Here is a 24,159-nt window from a genome sequence, read left to right as displayed (position 1 = left end):
CTCAGCGCCGTCGACCGACAGCAGCGAGGGTTTCGGTGGCCGCGGTGTAGAGGGAATCCGCGGACGGCAGTGCCAGTTTCTCCAGCGGTTTGGCGTATGGGAGTGGCACTTCGGCCATCGCGACCCGACGGACGGGGGCATCCAGGTAGTCGAACGCTCCGTCCGAGATCGAGGCGGCGATCTCCGCACCGATGCCATAGGTGAGCCAGTCGTCTTCACCGACGACCGCGCAGCCCGTCTTGCGAACGGACGCCACCACGGTGTCGCGATCGAGCGGACGCAGACTGCGCAGGTCGATCACCTCGGCGGAGATGCCCTCCGCGGCCAGGCGTTCAGCGACCTGGGTGGCGACGGTGGCCATGCGGGAGTAACCGATCAACGTGATGTCGGCGCCTTCCCTGGTGACCGCCGCCTTGCCGATCTGGATGGGCGGAAGATCTTCGGGTACTTCACCTTTGGTGTTGTAGAGGGCGAGATTCTCCAGGAACAGGACTGGATCGTCGTCTTCGATCGCGGCCTTGAGCAGTGCCCGCGCATCGGCAGGTGTGCTGGGCGCGACCACCTTCAACCCCGGCACGAAGGCGTAGTACAGCTCGATGTTCTGTGAGTGCGTGGCACCGAGTTGCTGGCCGCCACCACCCGGGGTTCGGATCACCATCGGTACGTTGGTCTGCCCGCCGAACATGCCATAGATCTTGGCGGCGTGATTCACGATCTGATCGAGCGCCAGCAGCGAGAAGTTGATCGTCATGATCTCGACGACCGGGCGCAGGCCCAGCATGGCCGCACCGATCGCGGCGCCGACAAAACCCTCCTCGGCGATCGGGGTGTCGCGAACTCGCTTCTCCCCGAACTCCGTGAGCAGGCCGGCGGTGATCTTGTAGGAGCCTTCGAAGACGCCGATCTCCTCACCGATCAGGAAGATGTCGTCGTCGCGCCGCATCTCTTCGCGCAGGGTTTCGCGCAGCGCATCGCGATAGGTCATGACAGGCACAGGGCAGTCCTCAGTGAGTGAAGAGCGGGTCGGCGGGCAGCCGGTGCGAGTCGCCCGGCACCGGGGTGGCGTAGTTGTAGTCGAACAGGGTGGCGGGATCGGGATGCGGGCTCGACTCGGCGAATTCGACGGCGGCGGCGACACCCGCGGTGACGTCGCGCTCGATGGTCGCGAGGGCATGGTCGGTCAGTACTCCGGCTTCCCGCAGGCGGTTCTGCCACAGCACGACGGGATCGTTGGCCTGTGCGAGGGCGACCGCGCCGCCGGCACGGTATTTCGCGGGGTCAACCACGGAGTGCCCCTTGAGCCGATGGCTCACCGCTTCGAGCAACGCGGGCCTTCCTTCGCGGCGCGCGTCCTCGATGAGCTCGCTCGCGAGGTCGCGCACGGCCAGCACATCCGTGCCGTCCACCCGCTCACCGCGCATGCGGTAGGCGGCGGCGCGCTTCCACAGATCCGGCTCGGCGGAGGACTTCTCGACCGTCGTACCCATCCCGGTGTGGTTGTTGATCACCAGGAACACGACCGGAAGCCGCCACAGCGCGGCGATGTTGAGCGACTCGTGAAAGGCGCCGATGTTCGTGGTGCCCTCCCCCATCTGGCAGACGACGACGTCGTCGCCGCCCTGGTAGTCGATGGCGAGCGCCGCTCCGATGGCGAGGGGAATCTGGCCACCGACGATGGCGTAGCCACCCAGTAGCCGGGTTGCGGTGTCATACATGTGCATCGATCCACCCCAGCCCTTCGAGGTCCCCGTCGAGCGACCATAGAGCTCCGCCATGACCCGGCCGGGTTCGATGCCCTTGGCCAGCGCGTAGCCGTGTTCGCGGTAGTTGGTGAACAGGTAGTCGGTGGGGCGCATCGCCGCGCCCACGCCGACCACGGTGGCTTCCTCGCCCAGATTGAGGTGGCAGTAGCCACCGATCCGGGCCTGCTGGTAGCTCTGCGCGGTACGTTCTTCGAAGCGCCGCACGAACAGCATGTCGCGGTAGAGCTTGCGGAGAGTGTCGGGATCGGCTGCGGCAATGGCAGATTCGGTCGTGGCTGGCACGGTCATCGGTCGAACTCCTCAGCGTTTGCGCGGGGCGATGTGCACCGGCAGCCCCAGACCGGCCATCGCGGTCTCCATGCCGATTTCGCCCAGGGTGGGGTGGGCGTGAATGGTGTCGGCCAGTTCGTCGAGGGTGGCCTCCAGCGAGATCGCCAGTGCGCCCTCGGCGATCAGATCGCTGGCCGACGGGCCGATGATGTGGACCCCGAGCACTTCTCCGTGGGTCCGGCCTGCGACGATCTTGACGAATCCCTCGGTCTCACCGAACGTCCTGGCCCGGCCGAGTGCCGCGAAGGGAAACTTCGCGACCGTCACCTGGTGGCCAGCTGCGAGCGCGGCTGCCTCGGTGAGGCCGACACTCGCCATCTCCGGGTGGGTGAACGTCGCCGCGGGGATCACCGAATAGTCGATGCGAGCATCGTGTCCGGCGATCACGTCCGCGGCGGTGAGCCCCTGGTGTGAGGCGACATGGGCCAGCAATGCCCGTCCGGTCACGTCCCCGATGGCGGACACGTGCTCGACACCGGTTCGCAGTCGATCGTCGACCTCGATGAAACCTCTGGTGTCGGTGGCGATTCCCGCGATGTCGAGACCGAGCTGTCCGGTGTTGGGCTTTCGCCCGACCCCGACGAGTACCACGTCAGCGGCCAGATCCCCGGCCTGCGGACCGCTCACCGACACCCGCAGCGGAGACCCGTCGGCGATGGCGGTGACAGTGGCGCCCGTGAGTACGGTGATGCCACGCTCGGTGAACGACCGACCGAGCGCCCGACCGATCTCCTCGTCCTCCGCGGGAACCAGTCGATCCCGCATCTCCACCACAGTGACCTGGCTGCCGAAGGCCGCGAACAGGCTCGCCCATTCCGCTCCGACCGCACTGCCGCCGATGACCACCAGCTTCTGCGGCACCTCGGTCAGGCCGAAGGCTCCGTCGGAGGTGACGACACCGGGCAGGTCGGCACCCGGAATCGGTAGGTCGGCCGGCACCGAACCGGTGGCGACGATGACGTCGCGCGCACTCACCTCGCGGACCCGGGTTCCCGGCGCGGCGGCGTATCGGGGGCCGCCGTCGAACACCGGCGAGGCGCCGACCTCGAGTACTTCCACCGTGGTCGGCCCGGTGAAACGCGCGTGTCCCTCGATCACCGTCACTCCATTGGCCCGCAGCAAGCTCGCGACACCATCGGTCAATTCCTTGACGATGGCGTCCTTGCGGGCGCGCACGGCGGCGAAGTCGTAGCGGACGTTCTCGGCGTGTATTCCGAATTCGGCCGCGGTGGTGACGGTCTGAAATACCTCTGCCGAACGGAGCATCGCCTTGGTGGGGATGCAACCCCAGTTCAGGCAGACACCGCCGGGCCGCTCCTTCTCCACCACGCACACCCGCAGGCCACGTTGCGCGGCCCGGATCGCGGCGACATATCCGCCCGGCCCGCCACCGATCACCAAGAGATCGAATTCCGGCACTCGTGGTGCTCCTCAGCTCGACGTTCACATCGACCCGGCCGGATGCGGCGGGCCATCAATCGAGTCTCGCGATCGGTCGATGCCCGAACAATCTGCCGACAGCCCAGAATTCGATGCCGGGAAATGGGCGCAGCGCCCAATCAGTCCGGCGTCGTCGCGACCAGGTCCATGGCAGCCAGCGCGAGGGAGAGTTCCAGATAGGACCGCTGCCCCTCCAGGCTCCGGCCCAGCAGCGCCGAGACCCGCTGCAACCGGTTGATCACGGTGTTTCGATGGCAGTGCAGCCGCGGCGCCGCGTTGGCCGCGGACCGGTTCTCCGCCAACCAGACCGCCAGCGTGTGCAACAGCACCTCGCGTTCCTTCGCGGGCAGCTCCAGCACCGGGCCGAGCGTGTCCTCGGTCATCGACCTGGTCAGGTCCGGAGATCGCAGCAGCAGGGCCTCGGGGTACCGCTGGTCCAGCGACACCAAGCCCTGTTCTGTCGAAGTCAAGGTGTCGAGGGTGAGCTCGGCCAGTGCGTACGCGGTGTCGATGTCGGCGAGTCCCGCCGCGACCGGCGACACTCCCGCTCGACCTCGAACCCGCTTCCGAACATGTTCCAGCACAGGGGTGCTGTCGCGTTGCTCCAAGGCGATCAAGCCGACGACGGTTCCTACCCGGTCGTGCCACACCGACCGAATGCCGACGGCCGCCAATGCCGCCTCGGTGCCGAACTCCACTGTCGTATCGTCGCCGCATACGACCACCAGGTAGCCACCGTGAGCCGGCAGATTCAGCTCGCGCGTGGCCCGTGCCGCGACCGCCGCTTCCTGCGCGCGACCCGCCAGCAAGTCCTCGATCAGCGCCTGGCGGAGCCGCTCGTCGTGCCGGACCCGCTCGAGTTCGGTGGTGCGAAAGGACGTGACGAGCGTCGAGGACATCCGGTCGATCACCGACCAGGTCGCCACCCCGACCTCGCGGAACTCCGCCGGAGGCAGCTCACTGCCTTTGTCGAGCATCGCCTCCCAGACCACCTGACCACCGAGGCGGAAGGTCCGCAGCATGACCTCCAACGGCACACCCTGCACCGCGCGGTTGCGACCGATGGCCGCCGCGACGTCGTCGCGGTCGAGCAGGGTGACGTCATCGGCCAGCAGATCCAGCACCCGGCCCAGATAGCGGCGGCACGCGGTGTCCAGATCGTCGCGGCTGACCGGCGAGTAGTCCGTCCACTCCGGCACGTCGGTGAAGATCGCGGCCAGCAGGCGCCGCGTCAACGTCGGGAGTTCCGTTCGGCACTGCGCCGCCAGGTGTCGGGTGCGCACCGAGGGACCGGCACGCTCGGGTGTCGTCACCCTACGGTCATCAGCGGGCATGGGGAAGGTCCTTGCGAATCGGCACTGGAATCGGAGTCATTATCCGGCGAAGCCTGGCCGATGCGAAACGCCCGGATGGCGAATCTCGACGGTGCGGTCGTGCCGGAATGTCCTTTGACTTGGGAAGATGCGACTTCCGCCGTCGAGAGCGCGATGCCGGATCGCCACCGACGGCCGGGCCCTGAGGTGAGTCGTCTGTCACATTTCCGCCGGAAATTTGATCGATTCCAGAAACGCAGGCAGCCCTTATTGGCTAGCACTATCAATCAATGAGCCAGTTTTGATTAGTTCTATCAATGAACGGTCGATAGCTTCGGAACCGACAACCCACCACCGTTCGGAATGAGGCCAGTTCATGTCGCTGATCAACAAGAGGATCAAGCCCTTCGCCGCGGAGGCGTTCAAAAACGGCGCCTTCGTGACGGTTTCCGACGAGGACATCAAGGGCAAGTGGGCGATCTTCTTCTTCTATCCCGCCGACTTCACCTTCGTCTGCCCGACCGAGCTCGGCGATCTCGCCGATCACTACCAGGAGCTGCAGCGTCTGGGCGTCGAGGTCTTCTCCGTCTCCACCGACACCCACTTCACCCACAAGGCGTGGCACGCGTCCTCCGACACCATCGGCAAGATCGAGTACGCGATGATCGGCGACCCGACCCTGCGGATCAGCACCGACTTCGAGGTGCTGCGCGAGGACGAGGGCCTCGCCGACCGCGGTACCTTCCTGGTCGACCCGGACGGCGTCATCCAGTTCACCGAGGTCACCGCCGAGGGCATCGGCCGTAACGCCGCCGAACTGCTCCGCAAGGTCAAGGCCGCGCAGTACGTGCGCTCGCACCCGGGCGAGGTCTGCCCGGCGAAGTGGGAGGAAGGCGACGACACCCTCGCCCCGTCGCTCGAGCTCGTCGGCAAGATCTGACTCGCATGCTCGAGACCGCGCTCGCACGCCAATTGAAGACACTGCTCGAGAAGCTGACTCAGCCGATCGAGCTGGTATCCACCCTCGACGACCGCGCCAAGTCCACCGAACTCGCCGAACTCCTCGACGAGATCGCGGGCCTGTCGGATCTGGTCACGCACGAGCGGACCGGCAGTGACCCGCGCCGGCCGTCGTTCGTCATCCGTCGCACCGGCACCGACATCGAGGTGCGCTTCGCAGGCGTCCCGCTCGGACACGAGTTCTCCTCCCTGGTCCTCGCGCTGCTCCAGGTCGGCGGCCACCCCTCCAAGGAGGCGGCGGAGCTGCTCGCGCAGGTGCGCGATCTCGAAGGGCACTACTCCTTCGAAACCTACTTCTCGCTGTCCTGCCAGAACTGCCCGGACGTCGTGCAGGCACTGAACCTGATGTGCGTGCTGAACCCCAACATCGAGCACATCGCGATCGATGGCGCCCTGTTCCCCGACGAGGTCGAAAGCCGTCAGGTCATGGCAGTGCCGACGGTGTTCCTCAACGGTGAGCCGTTCGACTCCGGACGGATGACGCTCGAGCAGATCGTCGGCCGGCTCGACACCGGGTCGGCCGAACGCACCGCCGCCGCGATCTCGCAGAAGGATCCCTTCGACGTCCTCGTCGTCGGCGGCGGACCGGCCGGCGCCACCGCGGCGATCTACGCGGCCAGGAAGGGAATTCGCACCGGCGTCGTGGCGGAGCGCTTCGGTGGCCAGACGCTCGACACCATGGGCATCGAGAACTTCGCGTCGGTCCCCTACACCGAGGGCCCGAAGTTCGCCGCCGAGCTGGAGAACCATGTTCGCCAGTACGACGTCGACATCATGAACACGCAGAACGCCGCGAAACTGACCCCCGCCGCCACGGCGCAGGGCTTGGTGGAGGTGGAGCTCGCGAGCGGTGCGCGGCTGCTCTCGCGCAGCGTGATCGTGTCCACCGGAGCGCGGTGGCGGTCGATGAACGTTCCCGGCGAGACCGAGTACCGGAACAAGGGCGTCACCTACTGCCCGCACTGCGACGGCCCCCTGTTCAAGGGCAAGCGGGTCGCGGTGGTCGGCGGCGGCAACTCCGGTGTGGAAGCCGCCATCGACCTCGCCGGAATCGTCGCCCACGTGACCCTGGTCGAATTCGACGCCGAGTTGCGCGCCGACGAGGTCCTGCAACGCAAGCTCCGCAGCCTGCCCAACGTCGAGATCCTGCTCAGCGCGCAGACGACCGAGGTCGTCGGTGACGGCGCGAAAGTCACCGGCCTGACCTACGCCGACCGCACGACCGAGACCTGGCACTCCGTCGCGGTGGACGGCGTCTTCGTGCAGATCGGCCTGCTGCCCAACACCGAATGGCTCTCCGGCACCGTCGATCTCACCCCCCGAGGCGAGATCGTCATCGACGATCACGGGCGCACGTCCGCCTCCGGCGTGTTCGCGGCGGGCGACTGCACCACGGCCCCGTTCAAACAGATCATCGTCGCCGCGGGAGCCGGAGCGACAGCGGCGCTCGGCGCGTTCGACCATCTGATCCGCACCTCGACGCCGGATGAGGAGAACAGCCAGGGCGAGCCTGCCGCGCGGTCGAAGGTTGCCGTTCTGCCATAGCGCGGGAGGCACCGGCCGAGGCCGTGCGCACGATGGACCGCATCGTGCGCACGGCAACCTTTCATCGTGCCCGAGGTGAACCCTGCGGGAACCTCGGTGACAGCCCGTCCAGGACGCGCTCCAGCCCGTACCCGAACGTGGCGGCCCGGATCTCGGCCTGTCCACGCGCCGAGATCGACTCCCCGGTTGGGTGATTCGATCCGGCGGAACAGTCGAGCCGCGATCTCGCCCGATCGACCAACTGCTGCTCCGAACAACCACTGCGCGCAACCTGCGCCAGCCGGCCGGTCTCGGCGACCGCCATGCCGACGACGTATCCGAGCACGGTCGAGATGGCGCTGTCGATCTCGTCGGCCGGGAATCCAGCGGCGTCGCAGACCGCGATCAACTCATCGACGAGGCGCCGGACATTCGGGCCAGGACAGTGCAGTCCCACACCGGGTAGCGCGGTCGCGATCCAGCTGTGCGCCAGCACCATCGCGCGCATGCTCCACGCACACGCGCTCATCGCGTCCCGCCACTGCGCGGGTCCGTCGCAGCCGGGAACGTGAACCTCGCCGTAGACCCGATCCACCGCCAGCTCGAGCAGTTCCTGCCGGTTGGCGATGTGCCGGTACATCGAAGTCGTCCCCGCCCCCAGCCGCCGCCCGAGCGCCCGCATGGTCAGGGCGTCGGCACCGTCGGCGTCCATGAGCGCGATCGCTTCGTCCACGATGCGCTCCGCCTTCGGTGCCGGCCGCACCCGAGTCGACGGTCGAGCCCACGCCGTCGAAACCGCTGGCGTATCAGCCATTCCGGGACAACCTCCTGCTGGCCGGCGGACATAGGGGCAAGACGCGCAATGGGCCGCGGACATCGTCCGCGGCCCATGAACCACTGCCCGGCTCAGACCGGACTGTGCTGCGCCACGATGGCGGCAGCGGCTGCCTTGCCCATGCGGACCGCGCCGTCGACGTGCTGGAAGCCATCGCCGATGAGGTCTGAACAGGCGAAGTGCATGGGCCCGATCGGGTCGCGGTGATCGTGGCCGTAGCGGGTCAGGCCGCCGAAGTCGAAGCTGACACCGTAGGCGCCGCGCGTCCATTCCTCCGAGCCCCAGTCGGATTCGTAGAAGACGACCGGGTCGGCGGCCTCGGGGCCCAGGTAGCGAACCAGGCAGTCGAGCGCGGCCCGCTTGCGTTCGGCGGGACCCATGGCGAAGTAGGCGTCGGCCTGCTCGTGGGCGATGAAGCCGACCATGGCGCCGTTGTCCATGCCGTGGTTGGTGTTGTCGTACACCTCCGAGACCATGTCGGTGTCGCTGAAACCGGTGCCGGACAGACCCTTCGCGCGCCAGAAGGGGGTCTCGTACACCGCGTGCACCTTCACCACGAAGCCGAAGGACATGTGCTGATACATCTGATGGCGGCGGCGCGGCAGCGGCGGATCGAAACTGATGCCCGCGTACAGGTTCGGCGGCACTGCCAGCACCAGGCGACCCGCGCGCACCTCGATGTCGCCGTCGGCGAAGACGGACACCCCCGAGTCGGACCACTGGATACGGCGGACCGGTGCGTTCAGATGCACGTCCTCGCCGAGGGCTGCGGCCAGACGCTGCGAAACCTGCTGCATTCCGCCGATGACCCGCTTGTCGAGCATGAAGGTGTCGGTGGCCAACGCGGTGTAGGAGCCCTGCGCGGCGGCCATGTGCAGGGCCTGCAGGGCGGAGAAGGTGTGCGCGGGCTTGGTCAGCATGGCGCCGGCGACGTAGAACGACACGGTCTCGCGCGCGTACTCGTTGTCGGACTGACGCTCGAGCCAGATGCTGAACGGCACCGAATCCAGTTCCGCCGCTTGCGGATGCGCCCAGGGGTCTTGCGGGCCCACCTCGGCCGCCAGCTCGTCGAGCAGCGTGATCAGCCGGGCGATCTCGTCGGCGGTCTCGGCGGGGGCGGGGAAGACGTCGCCGACGAATTGCTGCCGGGTGCCGTCCGCGGCCAGGTAGACCGATTCGCCCTCGCGGTACCGGGAGAACGTCTCCAGCCCCAGTTCCCGCACCATCTCCAGCGCGGCGGTGTGGTGCGGGGACAGCCACTGTCCGCCGATCTCGATCATCGCGCCATCGATGTCGCCGGTCCAGGTGCGGCCGCCGACCCGATCGCGGGCCTCCAGTACCGACACCGTCAGGCCGGACTTCCGCAGTTCCGCCGCAGCGGTGAGGCCGGATGGTCCAGCACCCACGATCACGACGTCACGAGTGATGACAGCCACGAGAGCTCCTTAACCGGTTATTCGAGGGTCTCCGGATAGCCCGGAGGTTGCTGTTCCAGTATGTGGGCCCGATCACGATCGCACCCGTGCCATTTCGGCACATGCCCCCTCCCGTCGATCGCCAGTTCGGCGGGAGGGGTCGGAATACCGAATTCTATCTTGACTAATTTTTTAGTTAGTGTGACGATCCTCTCATGACTCCGATCTCGAAGAGCCAGAACGAACCCATCACCCACCCTTCGACTCCCTGGCGGATGCCTGCCGAATGGGCACCCCACGAGCGAACCCTCATGGCGTGGCCGACCCGCGAAAGCCTGTGGGGCCCCTACTTCGCCGAGGCGAAGGCGGAGTACGCGGCCACGGCCAACGCGATCAGCAACTTCGAGCCCGTCCTCATGATCACCAACCCCGGCCAGGCCGACGAGGTCCGCGCGGCGTGCAACAGCGCGGTGGAGATCATGGAGCTGGGCATCGACGACTCCTGGATTCGGGACTCCGGTCCGCTCACCGTCCTCGACCAGGGCGGGCGGCGTGCCGCGGCGGATTTCCGCTTCAACTCGTGGGGCGAGCGGTTCCTGCCGTACGACCAGGACGCATCGATCGGTGCCAGGGTGCTTGCGGCACTCGGGATCGAGCGGCGGGCATCGGACATGATCCTCGAGGGCGGGGCGATCACGGTCGACGGTGAGGGGACGCTGATCACGACCGAGCAGTGCCTGCTCAATCCGAACCGCAACCCCTCGATGTCGCGCGCGGACATCGAGGACGAGCTGCGGCGCCGGCTGGGCATCGAGAAGGTGATCTGGCTTCCGTACGGCCACTTCGACGACACCCACACCGACGGGCACGTCGACGGCGTCTGCACCTACGTGCGGCCCGGCGTCGTCATCGCCCAGACCTGTGAGGATCCGTCCCTGCCCGACTTCGACCGGATGGCCGCCAACCTGAAGGTGCTGCGCGACTCCACCGATGCCGCCGGCCGCCGGTTCGAGATTCTCGAACTCCCCGAGTTCCCGGTCCAGACCCTGCCGGACGGCACCGAGACGATGGTGGCCTACGCCAACTTCTACATCGTGAACGGTGGCGTGATCGTGCCGATCGCGGAGCACGAGCTCGACGACCTCGCCCTGGCGACCTTGCGGCGGGCCTTCCCCGATCGCGAAGTGGTCGGCGTGCCCGGCAATGTCGTCGCCTACGGCGGCGGCGGCGTGCACTGCATCACCCAGCAGGTCGTGGCGGCCGGCACCGAAGGGGTGAACCGATGAGCGAGACCCACGTCGACGGCGCGCTCGGTCAGCGGGTCGAGTTCGACGGTGAGTTCGTGATCGCCACCGCGATCGACGCACCGCTGCCCTCCCCCGCTCGCGTGGAACCCGGGACGAGGACCCCGATCCGGGTCGGCGCCGTGCAGACCTCCTGGCACGCCGATCCGGACGAGCACCGCGCCGTACTCGCATCCGGCATCGCTCGCGCGGCGGCGCTGGGCGCCCAGGTGGTGTGTCTGCAGGAGCTGACCTTGAGCCCCTACTTCGCGACCGTCCCCGACAACCCCGACGCGGCCAACCATCGGGAACCGATTCCCGGTGGACCGACGACGGAGTTCGCGCGGGAGCTCGCGGCCCGGCACAACGTCCACGTCCACGCCTCGCTCTACGAACACAGCGACACCGGCCGCGGGTACAACACGGCGATCCTCGTCTCCCCCGCCGGCGATGTGCTCGCCCGCACGCGCAAACTGCACATCCCCGAATTCCCCGGCTATCACGAAGACCGGTACTTCGATTCGGCCGACAGCGGGTTCCCGGTGGTGACCGCCGCAGAAGGGCGATTCGGATTCCCCACCTGCTGGGATCAGTGGTTCCCCGAACTGGCCCGGGTCTACTCGCTGCACGGCGCGGAGATTCTCGTCTATCCGACGGCCATCGGCAGCGACCCCGACCTGAAGGAATTCGACACCCAGCCGATGTGGCACCAGATGATCGCGGGTAACGGTCTCGCCAACGCCACCTTCATGGTCGCGGTGAACCGAATCGGGCACGAGGACGGCATCACCTTCTACGGTTCGTCCTTCATCTCCGACCCGTACGGGCGGACGATCGTCCAAGCACCCCGTGACCGCGACACCGTGCTCGTGGCGGATCTCGACCTCGATCAGCGCCGGGACTGGCTCACGTTCGGCTTGCTCGACACTCGGCAGCCGACCAGCTACACCGCCCTGACCGCCAGTTCCACCGAGGCCTGACAAGCCACTCATCCACCCCCGGCGGCTCGCACGAGCTCACCGAGAAAGCCCATCCATCCCGAGGGACGAAAATGCACAGCACCACAAAGAAGGCCGTGGCTCTCGCTGCCGCGTGTACGACGGCAGTACTGGCGGGGTGTGGCGGACGGCCGGAAACAGCCGTGACCACCATATCCAGCGCACAGTTCCTAGACCTTCCCTCGATGACCGATGCGGCCGCCGGGCCGGTGGACAGCGTGACCTGGGCGCTGTACCGGGATCCGACCACCGTCGATCCGGCCACCGCGTTCGACTATCCCGAGAACACCGTCGTCTCGACGATGTGCGAAGCACTGCTGCGCCAGGAGCCGGACGGCACCATCGGGCCCGGACTGGCCAGTGAGTACCACTTCGCGACACCGACCACCCTGGTCATGAAGCTCCGCAGCGGCGTCACGTTCTGGGACGGACAGCCGTTGACCGCCGCCGATGTCGCCTTCAGCCTGGAACGCAACCTGGATCCGGCGACGGGAGGCTTCTACGCCACCGTCCTCGACCGGGTCACCTCGATCGAGATCGACGGATCCGACACGATCACCCTGAATCTCAGCAGTCCCGACTACTGGCTCCCTGGCGAACTGTCCTCGATGGCCGGCATGGTCATCCAGGAACGGTATGCCCGTGAGAAGGGACAGGCCTACGGCACGCCGGCCGGCGGGGCGATGTGCACCGGCCCGTACGAACTGGCGGAGTGGACACCCGGAAAACCTTTGCGGGTCACGCAGAACCCCGACTATTGGGATCCGTCGCTGAAACCGCTCACCCAGCAACTCGAATTCCGCGGGATCTCCAGCACCGCCACCCTGACCACCGGGCTGTCGACCGGTGAGATCGACGGATCCTGGCTGACCGACACCTCGACGCTTCGGCAGTTGCAGCAGACGGGCAACGTCGCCATCCATCTCGGCCCGTCGCTCGAGACCCAGTTCTTCATTCCCGCCGACCTCACCGGCGTTCTCGGCGACCTGCGGGTTCGCCAGGCACTGTCACTGGCATTCGACAGGAACAGCTTCAACAACGCGGTCTACGGCGGCAATGCCGTCAGTCCGCGGATGTCCACGAATCCGGGAACGTGGGGATTCGGCAAGGAGACCTTCACCGCGGCGTGGAACAACGCGGCCGATCCGACGCCCGACCTCGAGAAGGCCAAGGAACTCATCCGCGAAGCAGGCGCCGAAGGCAAGTCACTGGTCATCGGCACCTCCACCGGACTCGCGACGGTCAACACCGTGTCCAACGCGTGGATGCAAGCGGCCAACTCGATCGGGTTGCAGGCGAGCCTGCACAACGTGTCCCCGCAGAACTACATCGACTTCTTCACCGACCCCGAGGCCAGGAAGGACGTCGACGCCTTCAGCACCACGACCTACGGGGACTACGCCGATCCGGCCGCACTCATCGCCAGCTATGTGGAGCCCGCCGGCGTGCAGAACTACTCCGGCTACAGCAATCCAGAACTCTCCGCGACCCTCGAGCGGGCCCGGACGCAGGCCGATCCCGCGCTGCGGGCCGCGGCCACGGTCGAGGCCGACCAGCTGGTCATGCAGGACCTGCCGTGGATTCCGGTGGTCCATCCGCCCACGTTCCTGACACTCGACCGCACGCTGACCGGTGCTCCCTCCTCGTTCGGCTACATGCAGGCACCGTGGCTGGCCAGGCTCGGGCGGGGGGAATGACATGGGACGTTTCCTCCTCCGCCGCGGCGCGCTCCTGTTCGCCACGCTGTTCGTCTCGAGCATCGTGATCTATGCCGCCATGTACCTCGCGCCCGGTGACCCCATCGCCGTGCTCACAGGCGGACGGCAGATCACCCCGGAAGCGCGGGCGATCCTGACCGAGCGCTATCGCCTCGACGATCCGTTGCCGGTGCGCTACTGGCACTGGCTGACCTCCGCCCTGCAGGGCGACCTCGGATACTCCATCGGGACCAGGCAGGACGTGTCGACGCTGATCGCCGAACGCACACCGACGACCATCTCCCTGGTGGTGTACACCTCGCTGATCATCGTGATCGTCGGGGTCGGCATCGGTGTTCTGAGCGCACTGAAGCCCGGTTGGGTCGACACCTCGGCGCTGCTGGCGACCACCCTGCTGGCCGCGATTCCCTCGTTCGTGGCGGCGCTCGCCCTGATCAGTGTCTTCGCGGTCCAACTGCAGTGGTTTCCGGCGCTCGGCGAAGGCACCGGGTTCGTCGGTCAGCTCGAGCATCTGACGCTGCCCGCCATCGCCCTGGCGTGCTCGTCGCTGGCACTCGTCGCGCGGATCACCCGCACCTCGGTCCGGGCGGAGTCCAAACGCGAGCACGTGCAGACCGCGATCAGCCGCGGTCTGCCACCGGCGATCGTGTTACGCAGGCACATCCTGCGCAATGCCGCCATCCCGGTCACCACGGTCACCGGCCTGACCATCGCCTCGCTGATCGTCTTGGTCTCGATCGTGGAACAGGCGTTCAACCTCAACGGGCTGGGTTCATCGTTGGTGACCGCCGCACAGAACAGGGATTTCGCAGTGGTGCAGGCTATTTCGCTGCTCATGGTGGTGGCGTTCGTGATCGTCAACAGTATCGTCGATCTTCTCTACGCGGTGCTCGACCCCCGGGTCAGCCTCGGAACGGCCGCGGCATGACCGCCGCGACCGGGCATGCCCCGGTTCCGAGCACGGTCGTCACGGCCACCCCGCGGACGCGCCGATGGCAGGCGCTGAGCCTGCGCGGTGTCGGGTGGATCGGCTACACGAGCGCGGCGATCATCGCGGTGGCGACCTTGCTCGCGATCTTCGGACCACTGCTCGCACCGTTTCCCCCGAACCAGAGCGACCTCTCGCACGCGTTCGTCGGACCGACTCCCGCGCATCCACTGGGCTTCGACTCCCAGGGCCGAGATCTGCTGTCTCGGTTGCTGGTCGGTGCGCGCTCATCGATGCTCGGCGCGCTCATCGTCGTCGTGGTGTCGATCACCGCGGGAACGGCGCTCGCCGTGATCGCGGCGTGGCGGCGCGGATGGGTCGACAGCGTCATCTCGTCGGGGTCGAATCTGGTCTTCGCCTTCCCCGGGCTGCTCCTGGCGGTCCTCGCGGCCGCGGTCTTCGGCCCGAGTCAGTGGTCGGCCGCGCTGGCCTTGTCCGTCGCCTACACACCGTATGTCGCCAGGCTCATGCGAGGCGTGGCGTTGGCCGAACGGTCGCTGCCTTATATCGAGGCACTCGAAGTGCAGGGCAGTAGCGCCTGGTCCATCGGCGTCCGGCACCTCCTACCCAACATCGCGCCGTTGCTCGTCGCCCAGGCCACCATCCTGTTCGGTTGGGCCGCACTCGATCTCGCTGCGGTCTCCTTCCTCGGATTGGGAGTCACGCCGCCGCAGGCGGACTGGGGCGTCATGGTGTCGGAGGGCCAAACCGGTGTCCTCCAGGGTTTTCCCGCCGAAGCACTGATCGCCGGCACAGCCCTGGTCCTGGTCATCATCTCGTTCAACATCCTCGGCGAACGCCTCAACGACAGGCAGGACAGGCAACGCTCATGATCACCTCAGTACCCCACGCCGGGGTCAACCTGGCCACCAGGAGTCCGCTCGAGTACAGCGGGCCGCTCGTCGAGGTCGACGGGCTGAACCTGACACTGGAGGTCAACGGCGCCAAGCGGCAAGTGCTGCGCGATGTTTCGCTGACGATCGAGCGAGGCGAAGCGCTCGCGCTGGTCGGTGAGTCCGGTGCCGGAAAATCGATGACGGCGCGCACCATCGCCCAGCTTCTCCCCGATCGGGCCACCGCCACCGGCACCATCCGGTTCGACGGCCACGACCTGCTCGGACTGCGCGGTGAATCGTTGCGCCGCGTCCGCTCCGAGATGGCTGTGATCTTCCAGGATCCCCGCGCCTACATCAATCCGGTGCGCCGGATCGGTGACTTCCTCACCGAACAGTTGCGCACTGTCGGCCATGTCGACCGGCAGCAGGCGACCCAACGCGCACAGCAGATGCTCTCCGAGGTCGGTATCACCGACACCGCGCGCAGAATGCGCCAGTACCCGGGCGACCTGTCCGGCGGAATGCTGCAGCGGGTGATGATCGCCGCGGCCCTGCTCGGCGAGCCCAAGCTCATCCTCGCGGATGAGCCGACAACCGCCCTCGACGTGACGACGCAGTCGGAGGTGATGGCGATCCTCGACGAACTGCGGCACGCCGCCGGCGTCGCACTGTTGTTCATCACCCACGATCTGGATCTCGCCGCCGCGGTCTGCGACCGCACGACGGTGATGTACGCGGGTCAGATCGTCGAATCGCAGGAATCCGTGGCGTTGCACCACGATCCGCGCCACCCCTACACCGCCGCACTCGCCGCCGCCCGCCCCGATCTCGAGCGACCGAAGTCGAGACTCGCCGCGATTCCGGGCCACCCCATCGGGGCCTGGGAAGCGGCTGACACCTGCGCATTCGGACCACGGTGCCCGTTCCAGCAATCGAGCTGCACGGCATCTGGACCGGTGCCCCTGACCATCGAGTCCAGCTACGCGGTGCGGTGCCTGCGCGCCGACGAGCTCGGGCCGCGCCTGCGAGGAGACGTCGAATGACCGAGCCAGCCCTGCGGGTCTCCGGCCTGCGCAAGACCTTCGGTACGTTCACCGCGGTCGAGGACGTGTCCTTCGAACTCGCCGCCGGGTCCTCGATCGGGATCGTCGGTGAATCGGGCTCCGGAAAAACGACGGTGGCCCGCATGATCATCGGATTGGAGCAGCCGACAGCGGGCCGCATAGTCTGCTGCGGCAACGATCGGTCACGGCCTTCCCACTCGACCCGCGCCCGACGCGCGCGGGCACGCGAGGCCCAGATCGTGTTCCAGGACCCGTACACGAGTCTCGACCCGCACCGGACAGTGCTGCAGACACTCACCGAAGCTGTTCGCCTGCACGCGTCCGCGGCGATGTCTGGTATCGACCGGATCCAGCAACTGGCCGACATGGTTTCCCTCGATGCCCGCCTGCTCGCGTCCATGCCCGGGCACCTGTCCGGTGGCCAACGCCAGCGCGTCGCCATCGCCCGCGCCCTGGCCGCCAATCCCCGGGTGCTCGTGCTCGACGAGGCCGTCGCGGCCTTGGATGTCTCCATCCAGGCACAGATTCTCAATCTGCTGGACGACATTCGGGACACCACCGGGATCTCGTACCTGTTCATCACCCACGACCTGGGCGTCGTTCGGCAGGTGACCGACTCGTGCCTGGTCATGCAGGGCGGACGCGTCGTCGAGAGCGGCGACACCGACACCCTGCTCCGGGATCCGGCACATCCCTACACGTGCGCGCTGCTCGACAGCGTGCCCCGCCAGGGGTGGACTCCGCGACGCAGGCCCGCGCCCGAGACCAACTGACCTCCACCGACCAGCGCCGGCCACCGATGAGGGGGTGGCCGGCGCTGGCGCATGTCGGGCCCGATGAGGTCGGGCCTTCCGTCAGTGCTCCAGGTTCAAACTCGGTGGCGGGCGGCGGAATCCGCGAGTCAGGACGCCCAGGATCGCGAGACCCGCAGCGAGCCAACCGATGCCGATGACCAAGGCGGTCGCCGACAGGCTCGTCCACAGCCAGACGGTGAGCGCGAAACCGATGGTCGGCAGGATGCCGTACAGGACGATGTCGTTGCGGCCCTTGCGCTGACGGTCGATGACGTAGTGCTTGATCACCGACAGGTTGACCGCGGAGAAGGCGGCGAGTGCGCCGAAGCTGATCATGGACGCCAACGTCGTCAGATCGAGAACGAGCGCGAACAGCGAGATCACCGAGACGATGAGCACAGCGATCACCGGCGTCCCGAAGCGCATCGAGATGCGGCCGAACACATTGCGCGGAAGCACACCCTCCCGTCCCATGGAGTAGAGGATGCGCGACACCGATGCCTGCGCCGTGAGCGCGGATCCGAGTGAGCCCGCGATATAGGCAGCGGTGAAGAACACCGCCAAGAAGTTGCCGCCCGCGCTGGTCATCACGTCCAGCGAACCGGAGTCGACATCCGCGAACTCGTGGCTCGGAAACACGAGGTGACCGACGTAGGACAGCGACACGAAGATCAGACCGGCGATGACCGTGGTGGCCATGATCGCCCGCGGGATGTTGCGGGTCGGGTCGCGCGTCTCCTCCGCGAGCGTGGACACGGCGTCGAAACCGAGGAAGGACAAGCACAGAATCGCGGCGCCCGCGAAGAGCGGCGCCCACTCGCCACCGGCCCCGGTGAACGGTGCCAGCAGATCGGGACCGCCTCGGCGCATGATCGTGGCGATGGAGATCGCGATGAACACGACGACGAAGATCGCCTGGACGGTAACGATCAGCCCGCTGGCCTTCGCGACGCTGCTGATGCCCACGACGTTGAGAATCGTGACGACAGCGATCGCCGCGAGCACGAAGACCCATGCGGGCACGGCGGGGAACTGCGCGTTGAGGTAGAGACCGATGAGCAGGTAGTTGATCATCGGCAGGAAGAGGTAGTCGAGCAGCAGCGACCACCCCGCGGCGAAGCCCGCGCTGCCACCGAAGGACTTGCTCGTGTAGCTGTAGGCCGACCCGGCCAGTGGGTAGGCCCTGGCCATCGCACCGTAGGACCACGCGGTGAAGAGCATGGCGACCAGGGTGATCAGGTAGGTGGTCGGCAGTCGGCCACCCGTCAGGTCGGTGATCAGTCCGTACGTGGTGAAGATGGTGAGCGGCACCATGTAGACCAGGCCGAACAGGACCAAGGACGGCAATCCGAGCACTCGCCGCAAGTGGGCACCACCGGAGTGGTTGTCGCCGGGGACCGGGGTCGCGTTCCCGCGTAACGTTTCAGATGCGGACATCGTCGTAACTCACTCTCAGTGGCGAAGCAGCGTGCTGTGATGCGGGTCACCGTGTGGCCCGGGACAATTGTGTGAGCCCACCGCATCCGGCCGCACCAGCCAGAGTGTCGAAATCTCGCACCGGGATTCCGCCGGTCCGTACAGGTTCACAGCGCTCAGGACAGCGCCGGCTCGCCGATGTTCGACTCCTCGACAACGGGGTTGGTGAGCGTCCCCAGTCCATCGATCGAGACCGACACGACCATTCCCTCCCGCAGCGTTCGCCGGCCCGCGGGACTTCCGGTCAGAATCAGATCTCCCGGCTCCAGGCGGAAGGACCGGGAGACGTGGGCGACCAACTCGGGCACGCCGATGCGCATCTCCGCGGTGTTTCCCCGCTGCACGAGGTCGCCGTCGATCACGGTGGTGATGCCGACGGCGGTCGGGTCGAAGTCGGTATCGATCCAGGGGCCGAGGGGGCAGAACGAGTCGTAGCCCTTGGCACGTGACCACTGGCCGTCATCGACCATCAGATCGCGGGCCGAGACGTCGTTGGCGACCGTGTAGCCGAAGATGTACCGCGACGAGTCCGCGGCCGGGATCCGGCGGCCCCGCGCCCCGATGACCACCGCGAGCTCGCCCTCGGCCTCACAATGCGCGCTCTCGGGCGGCAGGCAGATCGGATCTCCGGGCCCGACGATCGATGATGGCGGCTTGAGGAACACCACGGGCTGTTCACCGGCGTGCCAACCCATTTCGGCCACGTGCGACGCGTAGTTCCGCCCGAGTGCCACCACCTTCGATGGTCGCGCCAGCGGTGCGAGCAGCCGCACAGCGGCAGTCGGCACGCGGCCGGCGCCCTGGACGGGCCCCACCAACGGGTCGCCGTCGAGTACGAAGATGTCTCCCCCGACGAGATGACCCCATCTCGGGGTCCTGGTGTCGGCGGTGGAAAAACGTACGATCTTCAATTTCGCTGTTCCGTCCTGCGTGGAGGCGTCGGCTCGAGCGGCGACCGGTGGCATCTCGCCGCCGGTCGCCGCTCGAGGTGGAGGTTTCGCCGGATCCGGTACGGGTGAACGCGCAACCGATCATAGCTTGACTAATATTTTAGTCAAGACTCGACAAACGTCGAATACACGGCCGATGCCAGCACACCGCGCAGTGCCTCAGCTGGACCTCGGCTGATGCTGGGTGATGCAGTGGATTCCACCGCCGCGCGCGAAGATCGGCCGGGCGTCGACCGTGACGACCTCGCGGCCGGGGTAGGCCGCCGCCAGCACATCGCGGGCCTCGTCGTCGTTCGGGTCGTCGAAGCCGCAGGCGATGACGCCACCGTTGACCACGAGGTGGTTGACGTAGCTGTAGTCCACCCAGCCCTCCGTGTCGCGCAAGGTGACCGGCGCCGGGATCTCCAGCACCTCCCACCGGCCACCACCGGAGTCGACACTCGCCGACAGCACCTCGAGGATCTCGCGGCTCACGGCGTGATCGGGATGCGCGGGATCGCGTTGGACGTGGACGAGCACCACGCCGGGCGCAGGGATGGTGGCGACGATGTCGACATGCCCGCGGGTACCGAGCTTCTCCGAGTCACGCGTCAGTCCACGCGGCAGCCAGATGACGTTGTCGGCGCCGATGGTGCGCGCCAACTCGGCCTCGACGTCGGCCTTGGACATCGTGGGATTGCGGAACGGGTCGAGCTGCACGGTCTCGGTGACCAGTACAGTGCCCCGTCCGTCGACGTGGATCCCGCCGCCCTCGTTGACCATCGACGACGACACCGCATCCGCCCCGGACCAGCGGGTGACCGCCGCGCCGATCGCCTGATCCTTTCCCCAGGTGGCCCAGTCCTGCTGCCCCCAACCGTTGAAGACCCAATCCACCGCGCCGAGCCGGCCGTCCTCGCCGAGCACGAACGTCGGCCCGATGTCGCGCATCCACGCGTCGTCGAGCGGCGCCTCGACGAGGTCGATGTGCGCGGACAGGTAGCGGCGGGCCACCGCGGCGTCGGCGGGGTCGACGACCATCGTCACCGGTTCGAACTCGGCGACGGCGTGCGCGACGCTCGACCATGTGGTGCGGGCCTCGTGCGCGTCCTCGGCGGTCTCGCTGATCGAGGAACCCAGCGGCGGGAACGCCATCCACACGCGCTCCTGTGGATCGGTCTCGCTCGGCATCCGCCACGTCATGAGCGGACCATCGCCGACGACAGGGCGGGAAGTTCGCCGTAGGGACGCTCGTGCTCGACCGGCTCGGTGAGGCGGCCGTAGGTGTCCGGGCGACGGGTGGTCAGGAACGGGAACAGGTCGAGCCAGTCCTTCCGTTGCTCCAGGTCGAGGTCGGCGACGAGGACGGTCTCCTCGTCGCGGGGTGCCGAGACGAGTACCCGGCCGTACGGATCGGAGATGAACGACGACCCGTAGAAGTGCACGCCGCCCTCGTCACCGCAGCGGTTCGGCACCACCATGAACGTGCCGTTGGTAATGCCGTTGGCGACGATCACCTTCTGCCACAGCGGCTGCGTGTCGAAGTCGGGGACGCTGGGTTCGGATCCGATGGCGGTCGGGTAGGCGAGGATCTCGGCGCCACCGAGGGAGTACATCCGGGCGACCTCGGGGAACCACTCGTCCCAGCAGGTCGGCAGCCCGAGGGCCGCGCCGTCCAGCTCAGCGGGTCGATACACCGGGTACGCCTCGTCGGCGTGGCCGCCACGGAAGTAGGTGTCCTCGTAGTAGCCGGCGCTGACCGGGATGTGCAGCTTGCGCGTGCGGCCGAGCAACTCGCCTGCCGGCGACACCAGGATCGCGGTGTTGAACCCCAGCCCGTCCGGGCCGTCGGCGCGCTCGTACAGCGAGGCGTGCACGGCCACGCCGTGTTCCTTCGCCGCCGCCGCCGCGAAGGCGAAGGTGGGGCCGGTCAGCAGGTCCTCGGCGTGCTCGCCCGGCGTGCCGGTGGCCCGCACGTCGGCGGGGTATCGCGAGAGCGTGAGCTCGGGCAGGAACACCACCCGGGCGCCGTGCTCGGCAGCCTGTGCGATGCCGCCGGCCAACGCCGCCCGCAGCGCGCCGGGATCGGGCAGCCACCGGTGCTGCACCAGAGCGACCCGCAGTGGCGGGCGGGTTCGGTCGACGAAGCGGGCAGGGGACGGCGGCGCGGTGAGAGCGGTCGACACCTTCATCGGTCGTGTGATCATCGATCTTCCTTCTGTGTGTGAATTTCTGAGCAGGTAACGGACATGACGGAGGGGCCCGGTCGGCGCACCGGGGACGGCATCACCATCCCGACGGCATCGAGCACGAGGGCGCGGGCCTCGTCGGCGCTGAGCTCGCCGCACAACCAGCGCCCGGACAAACCCTCGACCAGCGCCGTCATCGTGACCGCCGAGCGGTGCGGATCGATCGTGGCCACGACGTCACCCGCGGCCTGTGCCCGCGACACCGCGTCGGCGATCTCGGAGACCCAGGCCCGCGTGGTTCGGGCGAGCGGGCCGCGCAACGCCTCCTCGTAGACGGCGCACGCACGCACCTCGTTCCACGCGAGCGAGTTCTCGACCACATCGGGTCGCTCCTGGATCTCACCGAGCAGGGCGTGCAGCAATCTGTCGCGCGCTGAGTCGGCGGGCACGTCACTGGCGCTGCGATAGTCGCGGGCACGGTCGTTGATGTGGATCAGCGCGGCTTCGAGCAGCCCGATCCGGTCCTTGAAGTGGTAGTAGAGCAGCCCTGGTGACACGCCGGCCACCTCGGCCACATCGTGCACGCGCAGTCCCCGGATACCGCGTTCGGCGATCGCCTTCGCACTGGCCCGCAGGATCGCCTCCCGGCGCGCACTCATCGGGGATCTCCGGTCAGCCAGTCGGTCCTGCGCGGGTGTACCGGAGCGATACGTTCGGGCCAGAGCTTCAGGGCGAGAAGATATCCGGCCACCGCGATGACCACAGGCCCGAGCAGGCTGACGTCCACCCCTCCGGCGATGTCCGCGAAAGGTCCAGTGAACAGGGTGGTTTGGACGGTACAGATGCCGAACACCGAGGCCACCGCCCAGGGGATCACGGCTCGGGCGTTCCAGCCACCGGTGAACCAGTAGCGTCCGCCCCGCCGGCCCTCGTTGAAGACCTGGAGGTCCACCGGGTCGTACTGCCCACGGCGCGCGACCAGGAATCCGACGACGTTGATGGCCACCCACGGAGCCGCGGCGCCGTTGAGCACCAGGGTCATCGCGGTGATCGAATCCACGGCATCGACGACGAAGACGCCGAGATACAGCAGGACAACCGCCATCAGGGACGTGATCAGTGTGGTTTGCACCCGGCGCAGCCGCGGGATCAACGCCTCCAGGTCCAACCCACTGGCGTACACGTTCATGACGCCTTGTCCCAGTCCGCCCGCGAGCGCGATGACGACGATCGGGAGGACGTACCACCCCGGGGACGCGGAGACGAGATCGCTCACGTACGAGCCGGTCGGATCGGTGAAGGTGGACGCGGTGAACGAACCGAACGTCGCGGTCGCGAAGAGGCCGAAGAAGATACCGGCCGTTGTCGCGGCCAGGATCGACCGGTCGCTGTACTTCGTGTGGGAGATGCGGCGGCTGTAGTCGCCCAGGGTCGGCGCGTAGGAGAGCGGACCCCCGATCGCCAGGGCCACGACGAGAAGCCAGGTGGGCCAGAAGCCGCCGAGGAGGTAGTCGCCACCCGCGGCACCCGGATCGAACTCCCCGCCGAACGCGAACACCCCGAGCAGTAGCAGCACGCCCACCACGGGAAGGACGAACTTCTGCATGGTGACCACGGTGCCGTGGCCGAACAACGCCACGACGACGATCTCTGTCGCGATCACGCCGTAGCCCAGTGCGAGCATCGCATCGCTGGTCGGCGTTCCCAGGAGGCGGTGGGCGGCGGCCACGAGCGCGTCACCCGATGTCCACACCGCGATCGCCGCGTACGCCAGCGCGAACAGCAGGGTGAGCAGCGACCCGATCATCCGGCCGTTGACACCGAAGTGCGCCCCGCTCGAGACGGTGTTGCTGGTTCCGGTGCGCGGCCCGAGCAGCGACATCGGCGAGATGAGCAGCGTGCCGACAGCGAGTCCGACGGCACTCGCGGCGACCGCGCTCGGCCAGCTGAGGCCGAAGGTGATCGGGAGCCAGCCGAACACGATCACCGAGAACGCGAGATTGCCGCCGAAGTACACCGCGAGCATGTTCAGCGGTCGTGAATCACGTTGCGACTCGGGGATGTACTCCACCCCGACGGACTCGACATGGCCGAATCGGTCCCTGGTCGACGCGTCGGTGTGGTGATCGGAGTTCGCCCCCGGATCGGGTGTGCGCACGGTGTTGCGGGCGCTGCGCCTGACGAGCACGGCGGGCCTCCTGATTCGGATTCGTGGGATTCGATGTCGGTGATGGGCATCACACG

21 protein-coding genes are annotated in these 24,159 nt (G+C 67.5%); 9 read left to right on the top strand and 12 right to left on the bottom strand.

What is annotated here, in order from left to right; translation table 11 throughout:
• Window position 1 precedes the first annotated feature (1 nt).
• From ACFVVM_RS05795 to ACFVVM_RS05780, 4 genes are all read right to left on the bottom strand, one after another.
• Window positions 2–985, bottom strand: coding sequence for an alpha-ketoacid dehydrogenase subunit beta (locus ACFVVM_RS05795; RefSeq protein ID WP_387613355.1), 984 nt, complete (start codon window positions 983–985; stop codon window positions 2–4).
• A 19-nt stretch (window positions 986–1,004) separates the two neighbouring features.
• Window positions 1,005–2,051, bottom strand: a complete 1,047-nt coding sequence (pdhA, locus tag ACFVVM_RS05790) for a pyruvate dehydrogenase (acetyl-transferring) E1 component subunit alpha (protein WP_387613353.1) — start codon at window positions 2,049–2,051, stop codon at window positions 1,005–1,007.
• Between the two features lie 12 nt (window positions 2,052–2,063).
• Window positions 2,064–3,512, bottom strand: a complete 1,449-nt coding sequence (gene lpdA / locus ACFVVM_RS05785; RefSeq protein WP_387613349.1) for a dihydrolipoyl dehydrogenase — start codon at window positions 3,510–3,512, stop codon at window positions 2,064–2,066.
• 140 nt (window positions 3,513–3,652) lie between these two features.
• Window positions 3,653–4,867, bottom strand: coding sequence for a PucR family transcriptional regulator (locus tag ACFVVM_RS05780; RefSeq protein ID WP_387613347.1), 1,215 nt, complete (start codon window positions 4,865–4,867; stop codon window positions 3,653–3,655).
• A gap of 355 nt (window positions 4,868–5,222) precedes the next feature.
• Here ACFVVM_RS05780 and ahpC point away from each other — a divergent pair, with 355 nt between their 5' ends.
• Both ahpC and ahpF read left to right on the top strand, forming a co-directional pair.
• On the top strand, window positions 5,223–5,786 hold the full coding sequence (gene ahpC / locus ACFVVM_RS05775) for an alkyl hydroperoxide reductase subunit C (RefSeq protein ID WP_387613344.1): 564 nt from the start codon (window positions 5,223–5,225) through the stop codon (window positions 5,784–5,786).
• Between the two features lie 5 nt (window positions 5,787–5,791).
• A complete protein-coding gene (ahpF, locus tag ACFVVM_RS05770; RefSeq protein WP_387613342.1) occupies window positions 5,792–7,411 on the top strand; it encodes an alkyl hydroperoxide reductase subunit F in 1,620 nt (539 codons plus the stop codon).
• A 61-nt stretch (window positions 7,412–7,472) separates the two neighbouring features.
• Here the strand turns inward: ahpF and ACFVVM_RS05765 are convergent, their stop codons facing one another.
• A complete protein-coding gene (locus tag ACFVVM_RS05765) occupies window positions 7,473–8,123 on the bottom strand; it encodes a TetR/AcrR family transcriptional regulator (protein ID WP_387613339.1) in 651 nt (216 codons plus the stop codon).
• Between the two features lie 173 nt (window positions 8,124–8,296).
• Window positions 8,297–9,661, bottom strand: coding sequence for a flavin monoamine oxidase family protein (locus tag ACFVVM_RS05760; protein WP_387613336.1), 1,365 nt, complete (start codon window positions 9,659–9,661; stop codon window positions 8,297–8,299).
• A gap of 194 nt (window positions 9,662–9,855) precedes the next feature.
• Here ACFVVM_RS05760 and ACFVVM_RS05755 point away from each other — a divergent pair, with 194 nt between their 5' ends.
• The 7 genes from ACFVVM_RS05755 to ACFVVM_RS05725 all read left to right on the top strand — a co-directional run bounded on the left by ACFVVM_RS05755 (window position 9,856) and on the right by ACFVVM_RS05725 (window position 17,300).
• Window positions 9,856–10,926 carry an agmatine/peptidylarginine deiminase gene (locus ACFVVM_RS05755; protein ID WP_387613333.1) on the top strand — a complete coding sequence of 357 codons (1,071 nt, stop codon included), beginning with the start codon at window positions 9,856–9,858 and terminating at the stop codon, window positions 10,924–10,926.
• Window positions 10,923–11,903, top strand: a complete 981-nt coding sequence (locus ACFVVM_RS05750; protein ID WP_387613331.1) for a nitrilase-related carbon-nitrogen hydrolase — start codon at window positions 10,923–10,925, stop codon at window positions 11,901–11,903. The genes ACFVVM_RS05755 and ACFVVM_RS05750 overlap by 4 nt, the downstream gene beginning before the upstream one ends.
• A gap of 203 nt (window positions 11,904–12,106) precedes the next feature.
• Window positions 12,107–13,618: an ABC transporter substrate-binding protein gene (locus ACFVVM_RS05745; protein ID WP_387613329.1), complete on the top strand. Its 1,512-nt coding sequence runs from the start codon at window positions 12,107–12,109 to the stop codon at window positions 13,616–13,618.
• Window position 13,619: 1 nt separating this feature from the next.
• Window positions 13,620–14,567 (top strand): ABC transporter permease, encoded by a 948-nt coding sequence (locus ACFVVM_RS05740; protein ID WP_387613326.1) that lies wholly within the window; start codon window positions 13,620–13,622, stop codon window positions 14,565–14,567.
• Window positions 14,564–15,460, top strand: a complete 897-nt coding sequence (locus ACFVVM_RS05735; protein WP_387613323.1) for an ABC transporter permease — start codon at window positions 14,564–14,566, stop codon at window positions 15,458–15,460. Before ACFVVM_RS05740 ends, ACFVVM_RS05735 begins: the two co-directional genes overlap by 4 nt.
• Window positions 15,457–16,506 carry an ABC transporter ATP-binding protein gene (locus ACFVVM_RS05730; RefSeq protein WP_387613320.1) on the top strand — a complete coding sequence of 350 codons (1,050 nt, stop codon included), beginning with the start codon at window positions 15,457–15,459 and terminating at the stop codon, window positions 16,504–16,506. The genes ACFVVM_RS05735 and ACFVVM_RS05730 overlap by 4 nt, the downstream gene beginning before the upstream one ends.
• A complete protein-coding gene (locus tag ACFVVM_RS05725) occupies window positions 16,503–17,300 on the top strand; it encodes an ABC transporter ATP-binding protein (RefSeq protein ID WP_387613317.1) in 798 nt (265 codons plus the stop codon). The genes ACFVVM_RS05730 and ACFVVM_RS05725 overlap by 4 nt, the downstream gene beginning before the upstream one ends.
• A gap of 81 nt (window positions 17,301–17,381) precedes the next feature.
• Here the strand turns inward: ACFVVM_RS05725 and ACFVVM_RS05720 are convergent, their stop codons facing one another.
• The 6 genes from ACFVVM_RS05720 to ACFVVM_RS05695 all read right to left on the bottom strand — a co-directional run bounded on the left by ACFVVM_RS05720 (window position 17,382) and on the right by ACFVVM_RS05695 (window position 24,073).
• The gene (locus ACFVVM_RS05720) at window positions 17,382–18,758 is read right to left on the bottom strand and encodes an APC family permease (RefSeq protein ID WP_387613314.1); all 1,377 of its coding nucleotides are present in this window, start codon (window positions 18,756–18,758) and stop codon (window positions 17,382–17,384) included.
• Window positions 18,759–18,913: 155 nt separating this feature from the next.
• Window positions 18,914–19,762, bottom strand: coding sequence for a fumarylacetoacetate hydrolase family protein (locus tag ACFVVM_RS05715; RefSeq protein WP_387613310.1), 849 nt, complete (start codon window positions 19,760–19,762; stop codon window positions 18,914–18,916).
• A gap of 144 nt (window positions 19,763–19,906) precedes the next feature.
• On the bottom strand, window positions 19,907–20,929 hold the full coding sequence (locus tag ACFVVM_RS05710) for an agmatine/peptidylarginine deiminase (protein ID WP_387613307.1): 1,023 nt from the start codon (window positions 20,927–20,929) through the stop codon (window positions 19,907–19,909).
• Window positions 20,926–21,918 (bottom strand): nitrilase-related carbon-nitrogen hydrolase, encoded by a 993-nt coding sequence (locus tag ACFVVM_RS05705; RefSeq protein ID WP_387616762.1) that lies wholly within the window; start codon window positions 21,916–21,918, stop codon window positions 20,926–20,928. Before ACFVVM_RS05705 ends, ACFVVM_RS05710 begins: the two co-directional genes overlap by 4 nt.
• An 11-nt stretch (window positions 21,919–21,929) precedes the next feature.
• Window positions 21,930–22,574, bottom strand: coding sequence for a TetR/AcrR family transcriptional regulator (locus ACFVVM_RS05700; protein WP_387613304.1), 645 nt, complete (start codon window positions 22,572–22,574; stop codon window positions 21,930–21,932).
• Entirely contained in the window at window positions 22,571–24,073 is a 1,503-nt protein-coding gene (locus ACFVVM_RS05695; protein ID WP_387616761.1) for a purine-cytosine permease family protein, read from the bottom strand. The genes ACFVVM_RS05700 and ACFVVM_RS05695 overlap by 4 nt, the downstream gene beginning before the upstream one ends.
• Window positions 24,074–24,159: the final 86 nt, after the last annotated feature.

This window comes from Nocardia sp. NPDC058176 (genome assembly GCF_042883805.1).
Taxonomy (GTDB): Bacteria; Actinomycetota; Actinomycetes; order Mycobacteriales; family Mycobacteriaceae; genus Nocardia.
This window is presented reverse-complemented; position numbering and strand designations above follow the sequence as displayed.